This window comes from Pseudoalteromonas luteoviolacea, from assembly GCF_001696455.1.
Classification (GTDB): Bacteria; Pseudomonadota; Gammaproteobacteria; order Enterobacterales; family Alteromonadaceae; genus Pseudoalteromonas; species Pseudoalteromonas luteoviolacea_C.
The window spans coordinates 365,448-389,773 of the sequence record NZ_MAUJ01000002.1; the positions used below are offsets into that span (position 1 = coordinate 365,448).

Below are 24,326 nucleotides of genomic sequence, written 5' to 3' on the forward strand. Positions count from 1 at the left end.
CACATACGTGGGCTTTGCGACATAACATCTAATTGCCAGATTAGATTAGTTGCATGAGATGGTGTTACCGTCTTTGTTGTAACATTGCTGGCTTTGGCCGATTTGCCAAACGCAACTATAGGCAACGTTGTCCTCCATACAGTGAGTGTATGTACCATACACGCCATTACCTGGATTAAACGACACTTTCCACTCGTAATATGACCAAGGCGTTGTGGCACGATTGTCTAACCAGCGGTAAAACACCGATGATGAAACGATATCGTACAGGGCGTGAGGCTTTTGGTTTTCCTTGTAGCTACGCCAGCCGTTTTTAAAACCAGTGTGTGAACCGTCCATTTCTACTACAGCATCGGCAGCGTCAAAGTATGGGTTTTTAAAGTTACTGCGCTTATCCACTTTTGACAGCAAGCCTTGGTAGTCATCTACCCAAGTTGTGCCTTCGCATTTATCTAGTAAGAACATGCCCTTGTCATTGCCTTGACCGCACGAACCTTGTGGTGCACTGTCGCCAGTCCAAATGTAGTCGCCGTTTTTGCCGCCTTCAATTTTGGCATCATACCCAGTTGAAAGCGCGATGATCACATCGTTTCCTTTACCCCCTTCTTGATCGGAGAACTCGCCGTTGGTCACGAGGATATCGTCTCCGTCATTACCCCATGCTTTGTGCCAACGCTTGTTGTTTGAGTTGCCGTCGCCATCTTCAAACAACGCATCATCGCCGTCGCCACCATGCAAGCGGTCTTCACGGCCTTCGTTGCCCGCTAGGTAATCGTCGCCGTCATCACCATATAAAGTATCACTCCCTCTACCACCGCTTAGCACGTCATGACCATTACCGCCGTAGAGTTTATCTGCGCCATCTTTGCTGTGGTCACAGTGCGGTGCGTCGTAAATGTCGCCGCCATTGGCGTTCTCAAGCACGCAACCACCACCAATGTAGTCGTTGTCATTGCCACCATAAAGCCGGTCTTCACCTTGACCACCCATGATTAGGTCGCCGCCGTTGTCACCTAAAATCGTGTCATTGTTGTACGAGCCCAGTAGTTTGTCATGGCCACTGCCACCACGAATGGAGTCGTTGCCATAGCCACCATCCACTTCGTCATTACCATTGTCACCTAAAATAGTGTCGTTGCCGCTGTTACCAAAAATCGTATCGTTATTATTTCCACCGCGAATATAATCGTTCTGACGACCTGTGGTAATGTGATCATTCCCATCTCCGCCATAGACTTTTTGAATGACGTTCACGTCTTTACCATTGTAGGTATCGTTACCACTGTTAAGCACGGCATAAATATCGTCAATTTGGCTCAAATAAAAACTATCGCAGCTACTGCTGTTGCCAACTCTTCTTGTTACTTTTAAGTTGTCACCGGACACACTCAATGTAAATTTCTCGCTGCTGTTTGTACCATTGATCTTAAGCGTGTCGCCATCAATGTAAGCCGATGCTCCATCGCTTAGGCCACCGCATCCCGCCATTGCATAATTAGACAGCCCAAGAGCTAAAGCCGCGCAGAGTGCACTTTTATTAAATGTCATTTTTATATCCTCAAAGTGATTGATTAAAAGGCACTTTTACTCCTTCATATGCCCGTCTTTGAGGAGACTAGAAAGCAAATAAGTAAGAAAAGTGGAGAGACTTTGCGTGCAAGAGAGGTTGGCACCATCGGTATGCATTTTGGCGCGATGGGCTGGTTTAGCCCCTATTTTACTGCCTGTTTTGATTTTGCGAAAAGCCCTTTCTATTTTGCAAATTGCGAATCAAATCGTCGTTTTGCGCGTTTGCAAAATGCAAAAACTGTTCAATTTATAGCTGTGCCTTTAATTAAAGCTAATTATTAATATCTGTTTTTACGGGCATTTAAGCTTAAAACTCGCAATAAACTATGATTTGGAGTCATTCTTGCAGCGTATGAGTAAATAAACTCAAGACGCGTGGCTATCTATGGTGGAACAAGTAACAGACAAAGCAGTTTCTCTACTCGAAAAAAAGCTTCAGCGAGCGCTTGCAGGAAAAGCGCTTGCAGAGAATTTATTAGAGTCAAAATCACGCAGTTTGTATAAATCTAACGACGAACTGTCTAATGCAATCAAGTCGTTAAAAAGCCAGGAGGCGCAATTGATACAACAGGAAAAAATGGCTTCACTCGGTCAGCTATCTGCTGGTATTGCACACGAGCTGAACACGCCCGCGGGTTACGCTCGGTCTAACATTGAAACGCTCAAAATGTATTTAGTTACGCTATTGGCTTATCAAAAAGATTTAGAAAGCATGGTCAGTGATGAACAAGCCATGCTTGATTTGAAGTCCAGCTATGATGTTGCAATTATTCAAGAAGATATACCCGCATTAATGGATGAATCTATCTGCGGATTAAACAAAATCGCCTCAATTGTCTCAGAGCTCAGAAATTACACCCACGTCGACAACGAAGATATGGAGCTTGAAGATTTAAACTTAGTACTAGATCAGGCAATAAACCTTGCCCACAGCAGCTTTAAACATCATGCAACTTTAGACACCAATTTGAGCCAACTGCCAAAGTTAATGTGTAATCCAAATAGGCTTTGCCAAGTGTTTGTAAACCTCTTAGTAAATGCTGGCCAAGCCACTGAGAAAAACGGGAAGATCACTATCACCAGTGCTTATGACGACAACTACATTTACTGTACCGTTGAAGACAACGGTGCTGGCATATCGCCAGTTAACATGCGCAATATCTTCGATCCTTTTTTTACCACTAAACCGGTTGGCAAAGGCACAGGCCTCGGGCTTTCTATTTCATACAAAATCATTGAGCAGCACAATGGCCATATCTCAGTTGAGAGCGAGGAAGGCTGTGGCACGACTTTTACCATTACTCTGCCAAGAACAACGGAGAGCAATGAATGAAGGGGCACATTTTTATGTTACTAGAAGACTTCATCTCTGAAGTGGCGGGGGATGAGGTTTTGTATGAAGCTTTAGAAGAATGTTCGTTTGATTCGAGTAAAGGGTTTGTGCGAACGGAAAACTACCCCGACGAACAGCTTGTAGAGCTGGTAAATATTGTTGTGGGCAAAATGGGCATTTCAATATCAGAGGCGCATTTTAGTTTTGGCCAGTGGCTATATCCAAAACTCTCTAACCTACTACCGTCTCAATTTACACAATACCCTCACCCGGCACATGTACTTAAACAATTGGATGACCTTCATCACGTCGAGTTAAAAAAGCTCTACCCTGACGCGCAACCACCTGCTTTTCAATATAACGTGACCGGTCCCTACACAGCACAATTGATTTATACCTCACCTAGAAGGCTCTTTGATTTAGTAAAGGGGGTGCTTGCAGGAATGAGTAGCTACTATGCTGTAAACATTGAAGTTGAGGTACAACACAATTGGCAAGGCAACAACAACTGCGCAAATTTTTTGCTGAAATATAGCGAAAGTTGTGACCTTTAGGAGATCTGTGGTCTTCTATTTGCTTTTTTAATTCTCTGATAGACAGACTTAACAGGGAAAGAGACGAATATAAAACAACATATTGTTGCGTAAAGGCTGATCATGAATCTAAAGTTTTCAGACGTTATGAGCGTTACATCATAATAGCCCCGTGAAATCAGTTGGATCAAATAGAGCGTTATGGGTATCAACCCCAGACAATAAGCACTGCGTGTTATCATCGAGAAAGAACACCCACGCATTACATGCAAAGCATACAGTGATACGTACAGTAAAATGAAAAAGAATATTTTACTTAAATAAAACAGCTTTCTTCGCAGCAGGTAATCTGTATCTAGCGAGATAATTAAGCCTGTCATTATCGTATCTATATAGTTAAACAGTGTGTAAACGATCAGTGTAAAGCACCAAGAGATAAAGTCATGATCGCGCTTACTTTTTAGCTTATATCCACGATGATAAAACACGCGAATACCTGTTTCTTTGACACGAAAGACAAGATAAACAAATGATATGAATAAAACAACATCAACAGCTATGTAGGCCACATTTGCATATAACTCAACTAACGACTGCATCAACTACCTACCGCAATATACTACGTCCATTAAGAACTAGATCTTAAGGTCTCACTGTAAACTATTGATCGATATTAACTAAAAAAGGTAAACAACACATCATTAACTCAAAATAAATTTAACTTCACCCCTATAAGTCCTCATTTATGGATAGGTTCGGAGCACGTCTCAATTCTCACGAATTATTTGGACACAATAACCAACAATCTTCAAACGCAGGTGCAATGCCTTTAATTTTTTCACCCGAGTCAACGGAATCAAGACACGTTAACTGATAGTCTGGCCTGTAATATTTCCCAATCGTAATTTCATCGATGGAAAACGGTGGACCGGGCACTAAGCTCTGATCATAGCGATACCCTACCAAAAGCTGAGGTGCTGTCTGAGAAAGCGCCATAAGCTTGCGACTGTAATTACGCAACATGGAAGCAGGTAACGCAATAAACGCGGCTCTGTCATACACCGCATCTACACTATGAACATGCGCAGTCGTTAAGTTAAAATAATCACCAACATATACCGTTAAGTTTAAACTTTTATAAACCTTAAACCCAAGAAAATTATCAACTAAAGGCTCAACATGTAACTCTTCAAAAAGCTCTTTAACTGCCTCTTCACTTAATTCAGCACCCGTAACTTTGTACCCCTTATGCAATAGCCAAGCAATGTCTTTTGTTTTTCCACACAGTGGCACAAAAACATGTGATCCATCTCGTAATTTTAAAGTGTCAATATGCTTTTCAAGTAGCTTATTTACTTTGCCTTCATGGAATGCGATATCTCGTGCCTGCCATTTTTCAAACCAAAATGATGCTTTCATAATTAGACCTGTTTAACTAAAACTCCTCGCCAGCTTACTACTTAAAGTCGACTTTAAGTCAAGCTTTTAGTTGAGTTACTTAGATACTTAACAATGCTTAGTTTATATGCCAAGGTAAAGATGGAAGACAGGCTATTAATCAGGTAGGTAACATGCTCGACATTGGAAAAGTAACAAAAATGACTGGAATAAACGCTTCGGCATTGCGTTACTATGAATCTAAAGGACTAATTCAACCGGCAGGGCGTAACGGTATTCGGCGTTACTATAGTGAGGATGTCATCGAGCAACTATCTATTATTGCTTTGGGGCAACTCGCAGGTTTCTCTCTCGATGAAATAGCCACTATTTTTACAAAAGATGGCGTAAATATTAGTCGAGAAAAGTTAATAAAAAAGTCCCACGAAATAGAAACAAAAATTAAACAACTCCAAGCTATACAAAATGGTTTAAAAAAGGCTGCAAACTGCCCACATTCTAACCACTTAGACTGCAACAACTTTAGAAGGTTAATGAAAGTTGCCATTAATGGTAACAGTTAATAAAAGAATTTATTGATAAAATTAAAATTTGTGATAAGTTTATTACAGAAGTAAATAAGGATATGAGTATGAAAATAAAGATTATAAAAAAGTCCACAAGGCTCCTATCACCTCGGACTAAACATCTTCCTGTATTTCAGACTCCCTATGTTGGCAGCCGTATATGCATAATCAAATCAATCAACACGATGCTTGGACTGAGTAGCCCCAAGCTAAAATTTAACATATCCTTATTTTATTCATGACCTTACAACCCCACTCCCTGGAATGAGTGCCCCAAATCGCTGGTGGTATGGGGCACTTGTTTTTCCTTTTTTATTCTTATTTGGAGTCAATACTCATTGTCTTAGATATTTTAAATATCACCAATGAAGAGTAAAAAACTTAATTAGTTCAATTTTCAACCACACCTAATTTATAATTACGTATATTAAACGTATGTTTATATAAATTCATTAACATTACAGTTTAAAAAAACAGCTGTAACATCCTGTTTAGCGTGATTAATCTGCTCTCCTTAATTTATTTAAACCTGAGCAAGCTTTGCGCTTTTTCATCAACCAATAACAACTTGGTACAAAGAAAAAAGACAATACTGTTGTCAGTACTGTTCCTCCCGCAATAGCAATTGCAAATGGTGGCCAGAAACTCCCGCCAGCTAAGATCAAAGGCAAGAAACCGCCAACGGTCGTGATTGTTGTCGAGGTGATGTGTCTCGCGCAGGTCATTACAGAGGTGACAATCTCTTCCATTTCAGTGGCATCGTTAGCTCGTAATTCCGATAAAATTACAATTGCCGCATTAATCGCCAGCCCCATTAAACCAAGCAAACCAATGATGACGGTAAAGCCAAATGGGTGCCCAGCGATGTAAACACTTAAAATCCCTAACATAGCAGATTGAAAAGCTGTAATTAAAATCAGCCCGGTCGTGGTAAATGAATTGAAAGTTAAAACTAAAACTGTGATAAGCAACACGAAAATCACCCCAACTTTACCCAGTAAACTGCCTACTGCCTGATCCCTTTGTTGAGATTCTCCCCCTATTTCCAACCTATAACCTACTGGCAATGAAAGTTGCGACAGCTCTAGTTGCTGCTGAATATCTTTCAGTACTTTAGCTGGCAAGACATCGGTGCGCAAAAAGGCTTCAACCACATTCACTCTCTCACCATTTCGGCGATGGATCGTACTTTGTTCAGGCACGATTCTGCTCGTTGCAAACGCAGACAACAACAGTGGTTGACTACCCATAACTTCTACATCTGCCAATCCGTCTAAATCTGCACGGTAATGGTCATCGAATCTGACTCTAACTGGCACAGTTTCCGTCCCCTCCAGCACGCTTGCTACATCAACACCCTGAGACTGTGCTTGCAACTGCGCAGCAACACGTTGCGCTTGAGCGCCTGCATGCGTTAATTGGGACTCCAATGCAAGCACTTCTACTTTCGCTGCGCCAGATTGTAAGGTCGTTCGTGTGTGTGTTACATCTGGATGAGCAATCACTGTTTGCTTCACTTTTTTCCCAATCTCCGACAGCTGATTTAGTTCAGGGCCAAAGATCCGGATCTCGATAGGTGCGTTGAATGGTGGGCCTTGCTCCAGTTTTCTGACTAAAGTTTGTGCCTCAGGAAACGCCCTGTCTAATTCAATCTGCAAGGTTTTTATTAGTTCATTGGCGCGCTCAAAATCAGTTACTTTTACCATTGCCTGCGCGTAGTTTCGTGCGCCTTTATCTCTTTGCAATAAGTTGTAGTAAAAAATGGGAATATTGCGGCCAACCATCCAATCAAGCCTCTCAATCCCCTCATGCTTGAGGATCTGCTGCTCCATTTTTTCTACTAATCTTTTAGTCGCCTGAATACTCGCATTGTCTGACAATCGGACTTCAATATGGAACATGTCTCTATCAGCTGGTGGGAAAAATTGCTCAGTCAGCTGCCCCGCACTGATAAACCCCAGTACAGGTAAAACCATCACGCCCACAATTGTGACCAATGGTCTTTTAAGCGCCCGTTTCAAAATGTTCTCAAAACCAGAGCTTAGCTTTGAAATTGTGAGTCCTTGTGCTAATAAACCATGGTCTTTCGTATCTCCAACTATTACATATTTACCAGCAAACACCGCAATCAAAGTATGTGAAATCAAATAGGAGCCTATCAAAGCGAAAATTACACTTAGGGCAATCCCACCCACAAACTCACCAGACGGTCCTGGCATTAACACAATCGGCATAAATGCCAAAATGGTCGTCAAGGTAGAGCTCATTAAAGGCATCCAAAAGTGATTAACCGCTTTTGTTACGGCCTCTAGCGCTTTCATACCCTGTTGCCGATACCGTTGCACCGCATCGGTAATAACAATAGCGTTGTCCACCATAATACCTAATGCCACAACAAGCCCAGTGACTGATATTTGATGGATCGGTAGCCCATATATATTCATGCACGCTAACGTAAACATCACTGTCAGTGGCAATGCCAAGCCAACAATGAGTGCTGCACGTAACCCTAAAGTCAAAAACAGCACCGCCAATATGAGCCCAAAGCCAACTAAAATGTTGTTGAGCAATCCACCGAGTCTTTCTTCGGTATATCCTTTTTGGTCAAATAAACTATGCAATTGAATATTGTTGGGCAGCGTTTGACTGAATTTCGTTAATTCTTCATCAATCTGATCCGAAAACTTATCAATACGTACATCTGGCAGCATCCTAATACCTAAGTACGCTCCGGGCATGCCATCTATCCAAGCAATCTCAGGCTGAGGGTCAACCAAGGTACGCTCTATGGTAGCGATATCCCTTAGGAGCACTTGGCCAAAATGCACATCGCTTTGGATTGGAATAGCAGCTATTCTTTGCACAGATGTGAACTCGCCGCTTAGCTCTACTTGCATCTGAATTTGTTGATTACTCAGTATGCCCGCCGCCACTTTCGCGTCTGCATTTTTAATCGCTTGCGCAACTTGCTCAAAAGAAAGGCCTGCTAATTTTAGCTTGGCAGGTTCTAGCGTGATCCTGATTTCTTCGTCAGCCACCCCAAACAAGTGTACGACCTCAACGCCCGACTGATTTCGCAGCCGATTGCGCAACTCTTTTGTATATCGGTTAACCGCCACTTGTTTAGCTTGCTGAAGTGACATTGAACCAGCCTCTTCGGGTTCAATGGTCAATGCCACAATCTTGGTGTAAGCATAACCTCTATCATCCTCTAACAGCGGAGAAGAGGCTTCTTGAGGCAATTCAATTTGCACATCTGCCAGTAAGTCTCTCAACCTTGACCATACTGGTAAACTATTAGTGATATCATCGCCTAACTCGATGCTAAGCACAGATATACCCGAGCGAGACATGCCGACAAGCGTTTTAATTTCCGACTGCTGCTTTAGTTTTTGTTCAATTTTTTCTGTAATTTGCGCCTCAACACGCGCAGCAGATGCACCGGGCAAATAAGTGGTCACAAACGCAAAACGATTATTGATTCTGGGATCTTCTGTTCTTGGCAAACTATTTAACGCGGCGAACCCAGAGACCAACAATAAAGCGACAAGCAGCGCTTGAAATCGCGCGTTGTTCAGCAAGTACGAAATCATCGTTGCTCACCTCGGGTTGCCACCGATTGTACAATATCCACTTTTATATTCGCAGCAACCTTATGTGTGCCATTGGCTAGAATCGGCATTCCATTTTGCAAATCGCCGTCGATATACGCATATTGGCCGTCACTATGTAACAACTCAACGGCGGTTGGCCTAAGGTGTCCAGATACGATTTGATATACCTGCCAAGTACCTCGGGTACCGTTCGTCAATGCGCTCATCGGGATCCAATACCCCGCTTTATCTTGTCTTTTTGAAATGGTCATTAATGCCATTTGTCCAGAAAAAACCCGCGCATCATTTGGCAGGGAAAAGCGCAATTGTAGTGTTCTAGAGATAGGGTTTAAATTGGTGCCACCTGAGCGCTTAATCGCCTTGTAAACACGGCCTCCAATGTTTATTGGCATCTCATCTTGAATATTTGCCAACAACCCCTGCGGTACACCAATTTTTACTTCGGAATTTCCTTGCTCTAATACGCGAATTGCGATTTGTCCGGGTCCAACAATTTCACCTACAGCAATCTCTCTTGAAGCAATTACCCCATCAAAAGGCGCTTTTAACTGAGCTTTATCTAAACGTACGTCCATTCCTCTCAACTTAACGTTTAAAACCTGTTGCTCCGCTTTCAATACAGCGATTTGAGATCGATTCTGATCCAGTTGCTGCTGAGCTGAATAGTTAGATTTACTCAACTTTACCAGTCTTTCACTGTCTTGCTGCGCAAGCGTTAGCTGTGCTTTGACCTTATCAAGATTGGCCAATAATTCTAACTTTTCTATTTCCAACAGCTGAGTATCTTGTTTTGCGAGCACTTGTCCACGCTGCACTGAATCCCCTTGATCAACGTAAAATGACGCGACGACGCCATTAAACTCGAACCCGATCTCAGCCTCTTGACGTTTAACAACTTGACCGGTTACTTGTCTCGTTTGATAAAAACCAGTGGCTTGTTGCAAGCTGTACGCAGCAACAGGCAAGCCCTTACTCTGGGCATCATCATTGCCCTGTGCCAATACCCCTAAGGCATTCACCAGTAGAAACAAACTCAAAAACACTTTCATACAAAATCCTTGCGATCTTCTTTACCCTTTATACTTCTGTAACCAGCCAAAAGTTCGTATTTGGCACAATCTCACTCTAGAAACACTTAGCGTACTGTAATCAAAATGAATAAAGCGGGCTAACCAAACAGCCCGCATTTTATTCCAGCGTTTTTTTTAGTCTAGAATAAATACCCTAGCTTTCATTGTAACGCTGTACAGCTTATATACTACAAATATCTATTAATAAGACTTTAGATTATTTCATTTTTCCACCGGCAGACTGACATCTCCTTTAGAAAAACGCTTTAATGCGGCCCCCAATACCCAACGCCAGCGAATCATTTTTAATGATTTACTCAGCGTTTTAAGGTGAGCTTTGTTTGGATAAGAATAATAGCTGCCCGCTTCACTTTGCGGCAAAGCAACACCGTCCCCAACAGCGATTTTGCCGATTACACAATCATACATCTTTGGTAGCCAGTTACTTACCTGCCTATCTATGTCTAACAAGCAGGTGGCATGTGGCACTTCAATCTGTTGCTGAGCAATAATAGGGCCAGCATCTATCTCTGTATTTTCTATCCAGTGTGCCGAGATACCGTATTGTCTATCGTTATACAAATAACTGAACATGATCGGAAATAGGCCTCGACAACTAGGTAGTAATGCAGGGTGAAAGTTCACGACCCCTTTACGGGGTGCCGCTATCACATCCGCTTGCAGTATTTGGTCGAAGTAAAAAATAGTCAACAAATCGATTTTTTTACTTTTCAACATGGCGACAACTTCACTGGTATTGATATCTTTAACGTGAATATAGCTAATGCCAAGTTCTTCGCAGCGCTGCTCAATACTCGGCAACACTTGCAATCCAAATAGCTTGAGTAAAGGCCTAAACACATTTAAGAACACCATTTTCACAAATAGGTACTCCGTAAACCGATAACCACGAAAACATATGTTTTGGTAAGCTTGGCGCAAAAATCCTCCATTTTTTGCTGAGTACGGGTTACTGGTGATCACCAGTGAAATCGCGTCTTTATGATTTTCAATCACTTCTAAAATAGCCGGCTGAGTTGCCATATTTTCGATATTGCACAGCGCTAAACGCATTACACCATCTCCAACTGTTCGCCACTAAAATACTGATTTAACGGGCTATACATTGCTTGCTTAGCTGGAGGGTGAAAATTGAAAGCATGCACAATTTGGGCAATGGTGCCGAAATACCCCTCGTTTATGTAGTTAATCCCCCCCACTAAACTGAGCGTACTTTGGGTTACCTGTGCGAGCACATCTTGCAGTTGATAGCGTATAGCTAAAATCTGCGCTAACGTATCTTGTGTTTGATTGTCCATCTCACCTGCGACAGCCTTCAGTGATAACGCACTGGCCTCTAACTGAATATACGCTCGAGCCATATCGTCTCCGCTCAAACGTCCTTGGTCACACGCTCTGCTCACCAGTCCGTACACCATGCCCAGATATGATGCGCACGTGACCAGTTCAAACCACACAAATCCAGCAATATGCGATTGGTAAGCTGATTTTTCGTCTACATTAACGATCATTGAATGGGGAACAAACACATTATCGAGTATGACAGCCTCACTTTGACTCGCTTGCAAAAACGGCGCTTGCCAGAACTTTTCAACTGAGATCCCTTCAGTGGCTTTATGGATCATCGCCACCGCGAAATAAGGCTCCCCGTGCTTAGGTTCTACTTGGACACTGGCCGTTAATAAGTCCATGCAATACGCCAAACTACACGGTTTTTTTATACCTGATATGACGTAACCTTTGTCCACTTCTTTAGCTTTGATTTGACTTTTCAAAATGCTCTTTGAAATTTGACCTTCACTAAACGCAGAAGAGACTAATAAATTAGAACGAGAAATACCTTCAAGCATCAAAGATTCTAAGCCGTTGCCAACTTTGGCCATTTCTTGCAAAGTCGCGATTGAAAACTGATGCATTCCAGCCGCTATGGCAAGTGACGGAGACGCGCCACCGATAGCTAATTGCAACAGCACACCTTCCCACGCTGAAAGCCCTTTCCCGCCGTATTTTTCTTTGACAAGGGTTGCAACCCCGCCTGCATCACGAAACACGTCTATCGCCTTACTTTGCGCCCCTTCCAACACCTCAAAAGGCGTTTCTTGCAAGTAACAAGCTAAATCGGGCAAAGTATCTCGTAACAGCTGTTGCGCATGTTGATAAATACTCATGCCACAGCCTTATCATTCGACGTAAAAAGCTCACTCAACATTTGCTCTACGTTCTGTTTTATCGCCGACTCCGCAATGGGTTCTAAAATATCAGCGAGTGTTGGGATCCCCATGCAAAAGCGTGCATCAAACGTCACCTTAGACTCAGACTCATTCACAGTTTCAATCGTCCAACGGCCCTCGAATACATCAGCATCTCCCTCAATTTGGACAAAGTCGATGGTGAGCGCTTGCACATCAAAGATATCTCGCTCGCTCCAAGACATCTTGCCATCGTGAAAATGTACAAGCCAGGTTGATTCAGACTCATTGTCTGAAATGGCTTTTACGTCTACAGAAATGACCGCTTGGCAATGACTCTCAAACGATTTAAAGTCCGCTATTTTCTCGAAAGCGACTTGTGCTGAGGCTGCAACAGTTTGTGTGTAGTTAACTTGTCTCATGATATTTCCTTAAATTTTTTCCAGAGCGACTGCAAACGCGTCATATAAATGGGTCAATTGTTGGTCAGATAAAAATGCACATGGCGTCAACCTTACTGTTGATGCATTGCTAAGGGAGTGGCTAGTTAAAACATGCTGACTCAGCAGAGACAATGTGAGTTGACCTGCCCGAGAGGGTGTTTGAACATCAATCCCAATCAATAACCCTTGAGCCCGAATAGTTACTTTTTGCGGATGTGTTGTATTATACTTTTCGGCGATTTGGGTTAACCGAGCTGCGATTTTTTTACCCAATGCCTTCACGCGATCTGTGACTTTTTCATTAACAAGCACATCAATGGTGGCTTCAGCCGCAGCCAGTGCGATGGGTGAACCACCGAATGTACTGGAGTGGAGCATAAAATCCTGATTGAGAGGCGCAAAAGCGGCCTCTGTAGCGACAACTGCGGCACAAGGTACCACACCACCGCTTAACCCCTTGCCAACCAACATCACATCTGGCGTGATATCAAATTTATCAATCGCCCACATAGAGCCCGTTCTAGCCAAACCTGATTGGATTTCGTCACAGATAAATAGCCCCTGAGATTGTACGCAAAGTGCTTTTGCTTTATGCATAAATTCATAACTCAGCGCATAAACACCGCCCTCCCCCTGCACAGGCTCCGCGATAAAAGCCACTTTCCCCGTACAGCTATCAAAAGCCGCTTCAAGTGCGCTTACATTGTCTCTTTCTACAAATCTAACATTGTTAAAGAGAGGCATAAATGGCGCTCTAAATTCATCTCGATGCGTGACAGAGAGCGCACCCAAAGATTTTCCGTGATAGCTGCCTGTAACTGCAATAACATGTTCGCAGCCATTAGCACGCGCTAATTTCAAAGCAAGTTCTGTTGATTCAGCCCCTGAGTTTGTAAAAAAAGCATACTCCAGTGAGTCAGGGCAAATATCCACCAATTTCTTACTTGCGCTGGCCAGTACTGGGTTAATCAAGGTGCGCGAGCTCATGGGCATACAATCAATTTGCGCCTTAACGGCAGACACCACTTGGGGATGACGATGACCCAGAATGAAGACGCCAAAGCCACCACAGTCTAAGTACGCTTGGCCGTTTTCATCAATTATTTCAGCACCTTTGGCACTTGTCTCGATTGGCAAATTCATTAAACTAGAAAGCCTTGCCTTGGATCGATTACTATGCGCTTTTAATATTTCTAATGTTTCAGATCGCACCTCAACACTCTCCCTCTAGCGCTGCAATGAGCGGGTGTTGATGGTCATAAGCAACCAAGTTTTTCGCCAAAGTATGGCGAATGTCATAGTGATAACTTTCTCCAGCTACTTCCGCGAGGGTGTTAATATCAGATTGGAAGCCTTCTGACATATCAAGGTATTTAAGATAGATAGATGTTTCCTCAAACATTCGTTTGAAACGTTTGGGTAACGCTGGCATAAAGACTGGTTTTACAAGCCTTTCAAAAGTCGTGGGACTCATTAGCTTGGGCGCTTTAAAACCAATGTCATAGAGGGATTTTAGCTCTTCATCTTCTCCTAATGTCAGTAAATCGCCGAGCGTTTTTGCCAAACCACCCGCAGTTAACCAAAACTCACCTTTTAGATTTTTATCTACCACTGTCAAAATGCATTTGGCTACAATATCTCTTGGGATTACATCCACTAAAGTATTGGCGTCCCCTGGTACAATTGGTATGACTTCTTTCGTTGCCAGTTTTAGCATGTTGTGGATCCCTTGCTTTTTCGGCATTAATCCAGTGACACTATCACCGACAATCACCGAAGGACGGATCACGGTAATATTATCACTAAGACATGCTTCGGCTTCGCGTTTACTCTGCTCATAATTGTTAAAATCATGGCCGTTACGCCCCTTTACAAAAGCAGTGCTAATATGGATCAGAGGGACATTGAGTTGTTCAGATAAATCAATGGCATGTTTTAAGCCGGCCACATTGATTTCAGCCAAGACTTGTGGATCAGCAGTAAAATCTGTCAGTGCTGCACTGTGTACTATGCACTGAATCCCCTTTAACGCTTCAATTTGGTCTGCGTCTAATCCAAACTTTTCTTTACGAATATCGCCTTGAATTTGACGACTCACTCCAACTGGTAACTCTTTGAAAGATCGTTGATTAACTAGAATAACAATCTCATCATTGGGTGATAAAAGCTCTATCATTGAGAGCCCCACGACACCAGTCGCGCCAGTCAATAAAAATCTACGAGACATAATTACTCCTTAATCATTAAACGTATAAGCGTCACTTAAAATACCAAAAGTACCTTATACAGGTAATAATGATAATGATTTTCAATTTGATATCAAACAATTAATTTACTAAATTTTAACCTTGGTAATTCGTTTAATATCAATACGGGAAATTGTGTGTAAACGTTTGCCTAAACGTTTTACGCAAAGAAAGTGCAAACTTTATGTATAAGGGAGAAAAATGAGATGGGAATTTTGTACCAAGCAAATCGGTTACTGAATACCAATATGTCGCTAAAAGTGGACCAGATAATGGGTTATCAGAGTCCACTTTTTGATTGTGAGCTTTCTGTCTGGTTATTTGTTCACAACTAATGTGTAATCACCTGCGCCAGAATAAGAGTATACGATGATGCGATAGTAGCCACTTGTTGCGCTGTAAGAAATAGACTCTACCGATGTAGGAGTCTCAGAAATAGCGACTTGCTGCCACGACCCACCCTGCCAGCGTTCAAGTTTTAAATCGAAGTCGGCTGAACTTGGACCTGTAAGATCCAATTTGAGCTGCCCTCCGCCATACTGAAACCAACTACCATTCGGCTGAATTTGTTGCGCTCTATTTGCGAGTGTGCCTTTATATATATCTCCTTTTGGTGGCTCAATAACAGAAGAATCGAGGTCGAAATATATCGTCTTCGCAGGATCCGAAACGCCTGAAATCGACAACCCAGAATCACTGCCATTCCACCAAAGTGCGTTAGTTCCTCGAGACGTCAGCGCATTGGGTAACACACTGCTAAACTCTCCATTAACGCCGTAAAGATCTGTACTATCGCCGCGATTTCGGTCATATTCAGGATCGCGATTGCCATCCGCATGTTCCATTTGAATATAAGGGTACCACTCGTTTGAGTTGTTGCCGCGACTATCAACATGCCAAATCGCGAGGCCTTGGCCTGGCTGCTCTGAATGTTGCCCTGATTTATGAATCGCCTCAATGTAAAAGGCTTCATTATTGTTGCTTGGATTCGTCCATTTGTATGACGTATGTGTACCAGAGGTATGACTCAATCGCCCTGTCGGTGCGTTGGAATTAATTGCAGGGTTGAGTTCAGTTACCGTATCCCAACCAGCGACGGCTCTAAAATGAGCAACAGGTGGCGTTGGTCGAAACTTATTAGTTGCGCCAATTGCACCAAAGCCCATAACGCCATAACTCGCGACAGAACCTTCTGAACTGCCATCATAATCATACAAATCAGGCCAGTTTGTAATCAAGTGCCCAGACTCGTGAACAAAAGTCCCGATGGACAAACTCGCTCGCATATCTGTGATCTGATAACGGTCAGTACATACCCCGTCGGCACAAAACCGTGGGCTCAATCTCGCCATATGAGGCCAGAGACCCTTCGACCATGAACTATCAGAATTACCAGCATAAAAAATGTTAAGTCCACGAATCTGACCGCTACTATTTGTCGTCAGTGTTGAGAAATTAAAGCCTTGCTGATACTCGAGCCAATCCAAAGCTTCTTTGATAAGCTCCTGAGACCGGACGGTAGAGCTCAAGCTGGAGTCTGCATAATACGCTTTATTTTTCTTTGCCGTATAATATGCTGTCACTGTATTTGTATAATCTAATTTCTCGCCTGACACCTCTATAAAGTAGCCCCTCACAGACTGCGCATTGCCAAACTCAGTGTAATCCCTATCATTTAAAAAGCGCTCAACTTGAGATTTTGAGATTGTGCCTCGCTCATCTGGAAAGTCGATGATGATCGTCAGCCCTTTAACCTCTCCGCTAATTTGCGTATTTACAGAGCTCGTCTGCATACGGGTCATTAATGGGGTTTCTATGGCTGGCATCAACTCTTGTTGTTTTTGTAAAACCAGTGATTGAACTGCTTGTTGTGAGAGGCCTTGTTGCTTTATCACAGCAGCGTTTATGGTATTCGCTTGAACAGCACTTAGTTCAGAAGCAAGTTTGCCTGTTGACACAAGATGTGTACCATCATCGCTGACTTTCGCATAAGCCATCCCTTTGAGCTTCGCATCAAACACCAATAACGCGCCTGATTTAGTTCTTTGTTCAGCATAATAGGTATTACCATTCAAATATACAGAGAGCACTTCACCGTTCGGCTGAGTAAACTGATACTCTTCGTTTTGATATGGAATTGCAGCTTGCGAAAGCATCGGGAGGGTTAGCGTAGATATCGCCAACATGGTTTTTATTAACTTCATTATAGTTTCCTTTACAAGTTTTCCTGATACGGAAACTGAAGTATTGACCTTTTTTTAACCAAATACAAATAAATTTAATAATCTGAAAAATATTTTCTTGCTACCGAGTTGTTAGAACACCATTTATCTAACCGCACTCTTATGCCTGTAGGATTTTTTATATCTTTGATATTTGGTGTTTTTTCTAATTGTTCTTGAAGAGCTTTTTGAAGTTGTTGGTTTTTATAAAGTCTTGTGTATAACTCTAAAGAAGGACCCAATTCACTCTTTAGCAATAATGGTATTGACTCAATTAATTGTTTTGCAATTTCACCTGAAAGTTCAGTACCATTTTGAATAAAATCATATAGGTGCCACTGCCACTTATAAAACGCGTTAAACACAGGCTGATTACTCGACTTAATTTCTAGTGCCACAGAGCTTTTATATCTCATAAAGCTTTGCCAATCTCCTAAAAATATTTGAGTATTAAGCAAATTTAGACCTGTACCAGCAGCATAGCCTGATTGACCTACCTCTGAATGAAACCGAAACGCTCGCCGATACATGAGTTGTGCATTGCGATATTTCTTTTGATCAAAGTAGATGTTACCTAGGTTATTCTTTATATTCGCGACGATTTCTCGATCATCTGCCAATAACAAAGACTCTTTGAGAATTTTACTGGCTTTCGGCAGTTGGTCACTGTACCGATAGACAACAGCCATATTGTTTGCAACTCTCGCGAATTCTTTGGGATCTGTCGCATATGAAATCGCGCATTCATTCAGTATTTCGGCTTGCTTATAGTCATGGATACGTCGATGATAAATTGCAACTGAACTGACAATATCAAGTTCCCCACCCTCGACCACACTTTGCCAAGGAGTTGAAGCAAGAACAGCAACGATACCACTGACAATGTCAGGGTCTTGAACACGCACACCAGATTCCAAGCCAATTCGATATAGCTCGTATAATCCCCTACTGGGCTTCCTAGGTAACCGCTTTTCAACAGAGCGATACAATTCAGCGGCTTGAAGAGGGTTTTTAATGTTAAGGTCTTTTAGCTGGTTTAATGTTTTAAACATCTCACTTGGCGACAAAGCCACTGTGACTGAAAACCAAATCGCTGTTAGCATATCTTTGAAATCTTTCTAACTCCCGAGTAAGCATGGTATATAAAGTGGTTTATTCCAAGCTAATCAAAACGGAATTTTGTGGGTGCGACATGATCACAGCCTAGATTTTTTAGTTTGTTTCTCGGACTCCGCTCATTCCCCCCAAGAAAAAATAAACACATTTCATTAACATTTAAAGTGATTAGTAGAACGAAATCAAAATTCAGCAAGAAAACGATACACACATAAACATCTAATTTTTTTGAATATTAATTTCTTACCAATAATTTGGATTGATAAAGGTACAAAAATAATCACCTTTACGAAATCACTTATCTAACTGTAAGTATTAAGTTTTAAAATCATTATATGAATTAATACATATAAAGTATTATTTTGAACACATTTTATACATATAAATTACATGTGAACTTTTTTACCCCAAAAGTATTTACAAATAAAAAACATAAGTGTAGGATGGCGTTGTTCCTTTGGAGAGTACACTTAGTTTCAAGTACCTCCTAGAACTCCCGAGAAGTAGAGCTTACTGATAAGGATGTTGGTTTATTGGGTATTTCCTTTGCACAGAATGTTGCTATTGGAGATTGGGCAGGCGTTTTGCCTGCCTTTTTTTTGCCTATCATTCAGTCTCTTAATAACTTCACTTCAAACTAATCAAAAAACAACGCGCTTTCGTACCAATTTGGTACACTATATTTGATTTATAAAACTACCGGGATTGGACTATGCTACGCCAACCAGCTTCTGTGCTAGTTGTTATTTACAATGAAAATAGACAGTTTTTGCTATTACAAAGAAAAGACGACTGTGAGTTTTGGCAATCTGTAACTGGGGGGATAGATTTAGGTGAATCCTCAATAGAAACCGCATACAGAGAACTAAAGGAAGAAACAGGCATTGATGCCAAAGCACTTAATATCGAGATAAAACAGCACCATACAGAAAATCACTACGAAATCAGGCCGCAGTGGCGACATAGGTATGTAGAAGGTGCACTTATAAATACAGAGCATGTATTTAGCGTGTGCGTGCCGACTCAAATTGAAGTTAAACTGTGTGATGAAGAGCACACGGACTTTGTATGGTTAGAGCAAACAGAAGCTGCTAAGAAAGTTTGGTCAGATAGTAATCGCCAGGAAATATTAGCCATTTGACCTGCTAGTGGTACTAAGCGTGCACCGCACGCCTAGCAGCATGACGTTAAATTGGTCTAAATAATATGGTTTGCCACTTAGTGTGATGGCGGCCTTGTGCGTCATCTTCTTTTGGAGTGATCTCATAGCAGATCAAATCCGCACTCTTTGCCATCTCATCTAATCGTTTGGCTTCTATATTGACTAAACCTCTTTTTTGCAACTCAGCGTCATCTTCGCAGTGACGCAATTTCACTATAAACAACCCTTTGGGCTTTAATAAATTGCGTATTGTTAGCAATGCCTGAATGCTGGCGTGTTCATCTAAATAATTAAATACTGAGCTTACGAGTATGACATCAAACTGTTCACAGTGCTTTTTTACTTTATATAGGCACGGCAACTGATCTCTGTACCAATCAATTGGTAAATCTCTTGTGTAGGCTTGGCCAAGACGATTTAAGGAACTGATCGGCTCTACGGCTACCACCTTTGCTTGTTCGACATTTTCCGCAATGAATTTTGCATCTCGGCCTGCACCTGCTCCAATGTCGAGAAAGGTCATTCCTTTTATAGATAAGAAAGGTTCTAAATGGGTAAGCCAATTCGCGTGTAAAGATTCAAAACAGTGAGACTGGTAAATTTTTGCCAGCTCCAACGCATTGTTTTCATAATATTGCGTTGCCATAGTGCCAATGCTTCCTTTTTTAGGTTTGCTCACTGTACGCATGATAGGTAATTTGGATAACAATAATATGACAGTTAAATATCTTAAAATTATAACCAGTCCAAGATTTGTTATTAGCAATATTAGTACAAAATAACTGAACAGTTAGTATTCTTTACCTAACTACATTCTACTCTCAAACACAACGTGCTATGTTAGGCATTCACAAGCATTAAATGGAAATTATTAACATGGACCCAATATCCTCAATCCTAGAGCTGCTCTTCTCAGTAGAAGCCGTACTATTAATTTTTGTCGTCGTCATTTTAAAAGGCTCAATCAAATTTGTTCCGCAAAACCGGGCTTGGATTATTGAAAGGTTTGGAAAATACCAGTCTACAAAAGAAGCAGGCCTTAATTTCATAATCCCATTTATCGATCGCGTTGCAGCCGATCGCAGTTTAAAAGAGCAAGCTACAGATGTGCCCTCTCAATCGGCTATCACCAGAGACAATATCTCGCTTGTAGTTGACGGCGTATTGTATTTTAGAGTGCTCGACCCCTATAAAGCCACTTATGGCGTCGACGACTATGTTTTTGCGGTAACGCAACTGGCACAAACCACGATGAGAAGTGAGCTTGGTAAGATGGAGCTTGATAAAACCTTTGAAGAAAGGGATATGCTCAACACCAATATTGTGACTGCAATTAACGCTGCCTCAGAACCTTGGGGTATTCAAGTATTACGCTATGAAATTAAAGACATTGTACCGCCTAACTCTGTTATGGAAGCAATGGAAGCACAGATGAAAGCCGAGCGTGTAAAGCGTGCTCAAATTCTTGAATCTGAGGGTGATAGGCAAGCCGCTATTAATGTAGCCGAAGGTAAAAAGCAGGCGCAAGTACTCGCAGCGGAGGCAGAAAAAGCAGAGCAAATTCTTAGCGCAGAAGGTGAAGCCAAGGCCATAATCGCGGTTGCAGAAGCCCAAGCAGATGCACTTAGAAAAGTTGGTGAAGCAGCGAATACCGAAGAAGGACAAAAAGCAATTCAACTTGATTTAGCCACCAAGGCAATTTCTGCAAAAGAAGCCATTGCAAAAGAATCATCGGTTGTTTTACTCCCTGACAATGCGACCGATGCAAGTTCTCTTGTTGCTCAAGGCATGTCTATCATTAATACATTAAATAGCAAAAAAAGTGGTAGCTAAACATGGAGCTTTTATCTAGCAATTTACCTCAAACACTCATTGTCATGGGCTTAATAGCACTCTGTGTGGAAGTCATTGTTTTAGGTTTTGCCACTTTTGTACTGTTTTTCCTTGGTTTATCTTTAATCATCAGTGGTACATTCATGCATTTTGGGGTTTTCGAACCAACGTTGCTAAACGCACTGTGGATTAATGCGTTAATTACGTCTGTGCTCGCTGCAGTTTTATGGAAACCTCTAAAAAATATGCAAGAGCAACAGGAGTCAAAGTCTGTAAACAGTGATTTTGCCGACCTGCAATTTACGCTGGAGCAAAACCTGAGCACAGACAGCCAAGTCTACTATCAATATTCAGGTATTGAATGGCAGCTCAAAAGCAAATCAGACATTCCAAAAGGCACACACGTCAAGGTAGTCGAAAAGTCAGTAGGAATATTATGGGTTGAAAAATCAGAGTAACGCACAGCCCAAAATTAATTTAACTGCAACCTTTCAATAAGATGCGAGCAAGATATACAGCTCGCATCTCGTCTACTCACCTCATAAGCAAGCTTTAAGAAAAACTGAAAGTGCCATTTTAAGTTTCTGGAAAACACCTCGTAAATGATTACCGTATTCCCCGACTTACCTTACTCAATCACATTTAACACCAGGGATTCATTTTAAATTTTGACTTTATTTGGTCATAAAACAGAGACAAAATAACGACTCGCTTAGCACTTATAAAGCTAGCTCACCCAAATTACAAATGTGAACTTGAAATTAATTAAATGATAATTAATTGTAATTCATTTTGGCTTTAGTTACATTAATAGCCGTCAAATCGACATTATATTTTAAGGAAAAAGTAAATTATGAAATTGACATCTATAGCTATGAAACTATTCACAAGCGCCGTCATTTGTGCAGCTTCTTTATCTGCACACGCAGGATATAAACAGACTGGTAATGTAGAAGTTTCAAGTACCACAATCAAAGGCTCGTTTGGTTCTGCTAGAAATTCAAGTGATAGCAAACAAATCTTATCGATATCTGACTACGGTAATTTTGTGCTGATTTTTGCTAAAAATTCTGCAGGTTCAATTAAAACTTGTACGACAAGTGACCAAACTAAAAAAGAGCAATTACGTGGAGCTACTTCTGATTCATATTTGATCATTGGTTTATCTGGTAGCACGTGCTCAAGCGTTTATGTGGACAATTCTTCTAAACATGAAGCAAAGCGGTAATCACTTTATGCAACGTTCATTAATCGGTTTATATCTGGGCGTTGGATTTATTGCTGGACTACAGGTGTTTCACCTGTGGTCCGGTTGCAATAGCCACAACTCGAATCAAATCGCCACACCGCAAAGTCAGGAACAAAATAATATAGTTAGCTTGGCAGAGCCAGCCAACGATAACAGTAAAGACCTCCCATCCAATCAATTGTTACAAGAATATATCCAAGCGGAAATCGCACATCAGTTTGCTCTACAAACGGAAGAGATCAAGCACTTAATTAGTCAGTTAGAAACACGGCCAGCATTAATTCCCGGACAAACGTTTGAAGAAAATGAAGCGGATGCTAGGCAACAAGAGACATACATACTCTCCGTCAATACCTTAGACGCCAGCATTGCAGCCGAGTATTTTGACGAAGCAACAGCCACTGAGGTTATGTCCGGCTTTAATAGCCTTTCGGATGATCAAAAGCACCAACTTATCACCATATATTCAGATGCAATAAATGCTGGAAAAATATATTTCGAAAAGCCATTAATTGAGTTTATAAACTAAAAACAGGTTAGATCTTAATTGCATAACCCAGCTGAACTGCAGCAAAACAACACTTCTTGGCCAATATCACTTTACAGTATCCAACAGTGAAATTGCAAGGTAATATCAATTACTCTAATAACTCATGCTGACTAATAAATTTACTGAGCTTAGTCGCAATATCTAAGTGCTCTGCACGTGTTGGATGCCAAATACACCCTTCTAGAGGAGAAATAAACGTATGGGAATACAGCTCCTCAATACCGGCTTCTTCTAATTTCGTTTTGGCTTCTAAGGTTGCAGGTATAATAAAGTCATAAGGGTATGCTGGTCTTGGCATAAAAACGATTGGCGCATCAGGATAACGATAGCGAAGCTTACTGGTAAACTCTATCATTGTATTTATCCAGTCAGCTTTTACATCTTGAATCGTGTCCCATGGCTCATGAGGCTGCGGATCGGTACTAAAATCGTTGGTCCCTACCTCCAATACAATCAGATTGGGGTGAGTATCTTCAAATCCTTGATTATCTCCAAATACTGCCGAAACTTTGTCGTAGTAAGTACGTAAATCATGGTGGCTGTCGTTGCCGTTCCAATTGCGGATGAGGCCAAGACCCGAGTAAGAAACCTGAGTGAAACTCGCATTAAGTTGAGTCGCAGTGACATATGGAAAAGCCACTCGAGCATTACTACTATTTACAATTTCGGGCCATGTACATTGCCGCTTAGTTGACTCACTGCCAAACCCTGCACTGATAGAGTCACCGATAAATAAGATGTGAGGCTGTTGCTGCCAAATACCTTCTATTCGACCATCAGCACTGAAACTCAGTACTTTCGTGTTGTTGCTGTAGTTTTCCCAGCGTTTAACAACCTCAATTGTTACTGCTTTAGGCTCGTTTTGCTGGTAAATAATATGCTCTTCAAAATTACCGCTTTGACTCGTAACTAAACGTTTATGTAGTTTGCCATCCACTAATACGTCAAATTGGTCACCAAACCCAGCCATTGTCATTTTTAAAGACTTACCAATGAGTTTTGTTTTCAGTTGGGTACCGGGCCAATTGAACTCAACTTGCCCTTTACCATAATGCTTGCTGACTCTGCCTTCATACACAATAGCATGGTGTGTCGCCTGATAATTTTTACCTATAACTGTGAGTGGAAAAAGTGCGCCGATAATACTCGTTATGAATACTACCGTAGATAGCTTGATTGAAAGTAACCTTAACATGTGTCATTCCTTAATGT

At 41.6% G+C, this 24,326-nt stretch carries 23 protein-coding genes; 9 read left to right on the forward strand and 14 right to left on the reverse strand.

Features of this window, described 5'->3' with window-relative positions; all coding sequences use genetic code 11:
* Window positions 1–45 precede the first annotated feature (45 nt).
* Window positions 46–1,548 carry a calcium-binding protein gene (locus A7985_RS10170; protein ID WP_065790345.1) on the reverse strand — a complete coding sequence of 501 codons (1,503 nt, stop codon included), beginning with the start codon at window positions 1,546–1,548 and terminating at the stop codon, window positions 46–48.
* Window positions 1,549–1,650: 102 nt separating this feature from the next.
* Between A7985_RS10170 and A7985_RS10175 the strand changes: the two genes are divergently transcribed.
* The 3 genes from A7985_RS10175 to A7985_RS10185 all read left to right on the forward strand — a co-directional run bounded on the left by A7985_RS10175 (window position 1,651) and on the right by A7985_RS10185 (window position 3,456).
* Window positions 1,651–1,851: a hypothetical protein gene (locus A7985_RS10175; protein ID WP_141685317.1), complete on the forward strand. Its 201-nt coding sequence runs from the start codon at window positions 1,651–1,653 to the stop codon at window positions 1,849–1,851.
* Between the two features lie 103 nt (window positions 1,852–1,954).
* Complete coding sequence (locus tag A7985_RS10180) at window positions 1,955–2,902, forward strand: sensor histidine kinase (RefSeq protein WP_081310501.1); 948 nt, start codon at window positions 1,955–1,957, stop codon at window positions 2,900–2,902.
* Window positions 2,899–3,456, forward strand: coding sequence for a heme NO-binding domain-containing protein (locus A7985_RS10185; protein WP_065790347.1), 558 nt, complete (start codon window positions 2,899–2,901; stop codon window positions 3,454–3,456). Before A7985_RS10180 ends, A7985_RS10185 begins: the two co-directional genes overlap by 4 nt.
* On the opposite strand, the gene A7985_RS10190 is transcribed toward A7985_RS10185, so the two are convergent.
* Together A7985_RS10190 and tmpT are read right to left on the reverse strand one after the other, a co-directional pair.
* On the reverse strand, window positions 3,453–4,034 hold the full coding sequence (locus A7985_RS10190; protein ID WP_065790348.1) for a hypothetical protein: 582 nt from the start codon (window positions 4,032–4,034) through the stop codon (window positions 3,453–3,455). The genes A7985_RS10185 and A7985_RS10190 overlap by 4 nt on opposite strands.
* Before the next feature lie 175 nt (window positions 4,035–4,209).
* Window positions 4,210–4,854, reverse strand: coding sequence for a thiopurine S-methyltransferase (gene tmpT, locus A7985_RS10195; protein WP_065790349.1), 645 nt, complete (start codon window positions 4,852–4,854; stop codon window positions 4,210–4,212).
* Between the two features lie 152 nt (window positions 4,855–5,006).
* Here tmpT and A7985_RS10200 point away from each other — a divergent pair, with 152 nt between their 5' ends.
* Window positions 5,007–5,396 (forward strand): helix-turn-helix domain-containing protein, encoded by a 390-nt coding sequence (locus tag A7985_RS10200; protein ID WP_065790350.1) that lies wholly within the window; start codon window positions 5,007–5,009, stop codon window positions 5,394–5,396.
* Between the two features lie 503 nt (window positions 5,397–5,899).
* Here the strand turns inward: A7985_RS10200 and A7985_RS10205 are convergent.
* The 9 genes from A7985_RS10205 to A7985_RS10245 form a co-directional block, all read right to left on the reverse strand.
* A complete protein-coding gene (locus A7985_RS10205) occupies window positions 5,900–8,992 on the reverse strand; it encodes an efflux RND transporter permease subunit (RefSeq protein ID WP_065790351.1) in 3,093 nt (1,030 codons plus the stop codon).
* Window positions 8,989–10,062, reverse strand: a complete 1,074-nt coding sequence (locus A7985_RS10210) for an efflux RND transporter periplasmic adaptor subunit (RefSeq protein ID WP_065790352.1) — start codon at window positions 10,060–10,062, stop codon at window positions 8,989–8,991. The genes A7985_RS10205 and A7985_RS10210 overlap by 4 nt, the downstream gene beginning before the upstream one ends.
* A 243-nt stretch (window positions 10,063–10,305) precedes the next feature.
* Complete coding sequence (locus A7985_RS10215; protein WP_065790353.1) at window positions 10,306–11,157, reverse strand: formyltransferase family protein; 852 nt, start codon at window positions 11,155–11,157, stop codon at window positions 10,306–10,308.
* Window positions 11,157–12,272 carry an acyl-CoA dehydrogenase family protein gene (locus tag A7985_RS10220; RefSeq protein ID WP_065790354.1) on the reverse strand — a complete coding sequence of 372 codons (1,116 nt, stop codon included), beginning with the start codon at window positions 12,270–12,272 and terminating at the stop codon, window positions 11,157–11,159. Before A7985_RS10220 ends, A7985_RS10215 begins: the two co-directional genes overlap by 1 nt.
* Entirely contained in the window at window positions 12,269–12,715 is a 447-nt protein-coding gene (locus A7985_RS10225; RefSeq protein WP_065790355.1) for a type II toxin-antitoxin system RatA family toxin, read from the reverse strand. The genes A7985_RS10220 and A7985_RS10225 overlap by 4 nt, the downstream gene beginning before the upstream one ends.
* A 9-nt stretch (window positions 12,716–12,724) precedes the next feature.
* On the reverse strand, window positions 12,725–13,879 hold the full coding sequence (locus A7985_RS10230) for an aspartate aminotransferase family protein (RefSeq protein ID WP_081310502.1): 1,155 nt from the start codon (window positions 13,877–13,879) through the stop codon (window positions 12,725–12,727).
* A 70-nt stretch (window positions 13,880–13,949) separates the two neighbouring features.
* Window positions 13,950–14,963 carry an SDR family oxidoreductase gene (locus A7985_RS10235; protein ID WP_065790357.1) on the reverse strand — a complete coding sequence of 338 codons (1,014 nt, stop codon included), beginning with the start codon at window positions 14,961–14,963 and terminating at the stop codon, window positions 13,950–13,952.
* A 336-nt stretch (window positions 14,964–15,299) separates the two neighbouring features.
* Window positions 15,300–17,186, reverse strand: a complete 1,887-nt coding sequence (locus tag A7985_RS10240; protein ID WP_065790358.1) for a M6 family metalloprotease domain-containing protein — start codon at window positions 17,184–17,186, stop codon at window positions 15,300–15,302.
* 74 nt (window positions 17,187–17,260) lie between these two features.
* A complete protein-coding gene (locus A7985_RS10245; protein ID WP_065790359.1) occupies window positions 17,261–18,307 on the reverse strand; it encodes a tetratricopeptide repeat protein in 1,047 nt (348 codons plus the stop codon).
* Window positions 18,308–19,032: 725 nt separating this feature from the next.
* Between A7985_RS10245 and nudB the strand changes: the two genes are divergently transcribed.
* A complete protein-coding gene (gene nudB / locus A7985_RS10250) occupies window positions 19,033–19,461 on the forward strand; it encodes a dihydroneopterin triphosphate diphosphatase (protein ID WP_065790360.1) in 429 nt (142 codons plus the stop codon).
* A gap of 46 nt (window positions 19,462–19,507) precedes the next feature.
* Here the strand turns inward: nudB and A7985_RS10255 are convergent, their stop codons facing one another.
* Window positions 19,508–20,128, reverse strand: a complete 621-nt coding sequence (locus A7985_RS10255) for a class I SAM-dependent methyltransferase (protein ID WP_065790361.1) — start codon at window positions 20,126–20,128, stop codon at window positions 19,508–19,510.
* A gap of 230 nt (window positions 20,129–20,358) precedes the next feature.
* Here A7985_RS10255 and A7985_RS10260 point away from each other — a divergent pair, with 230 nt between their 5' ends.
* From A7985_RS10260 to A7985_RS10275, 4 genes are all read left to right on the forward strand, one after another.
* Window positions 20,359–21,315, forward strand: a complete 957-nt coding sequence (locus A7985_RS10260; protein WP_065790362.1) for a slipin family protein — start codon at window positions 20,359–20,361, stop codon at window positions 21,313–21,315.
* Window positions 21,316–21,317: 2 nt separating this feature from the next.
* Window positions 21,318–21,773 (forward strand): NfeD family protein, encoded by a 456-nt coding sequence (locus A7985_RS10265; protein WP_065790363.1) that lies wholly within the window; start codon window positions 21,318–21,320, stop codon window positions 21,771–21,773.
* Between the two features lie 395 nt (window positions 21,774–22,168).
* Window positions 22,169–22,543, forward strand: a complete 375-nt coding sequence (locus A7985_RS10270) for a hypothetical protein (protein ID WP_065790364.1) — start codon at window positions 22,169–22,171, stop codon at window positions 22,541–22,543.
* A 7-nt stretch (window positions 22,544–22,550) separates the two neighbouring features.
* Window positions 22,551–23,093, forward strand: coding sequence for a hypothetical protein (locus A7985_RS10275; protein WP_141685319.1), 543 nt, complete (start codon window positions 22,551–22,553; stop codon window positions 23,091–23,093).
* Between the two features lie 109 nt (window positions 23,094–23,202).
* On the opposite strand, the gene A7985_RS10280 is transcribed toward A7985_RS10275, so the two are convergent.
* A complete protein-coding gene (locus A7985_RS10280; RefSeq protein WP_081310504.1) occupies window positions 23,203–24,309 on the reverse strand; it encodes an SGNH/GDSL hydrolase family protein in 1,107 nt (368 codons plus the stop codon).
* Window positions 24,310–24,326: the final 17 nt, after the last annotated feature.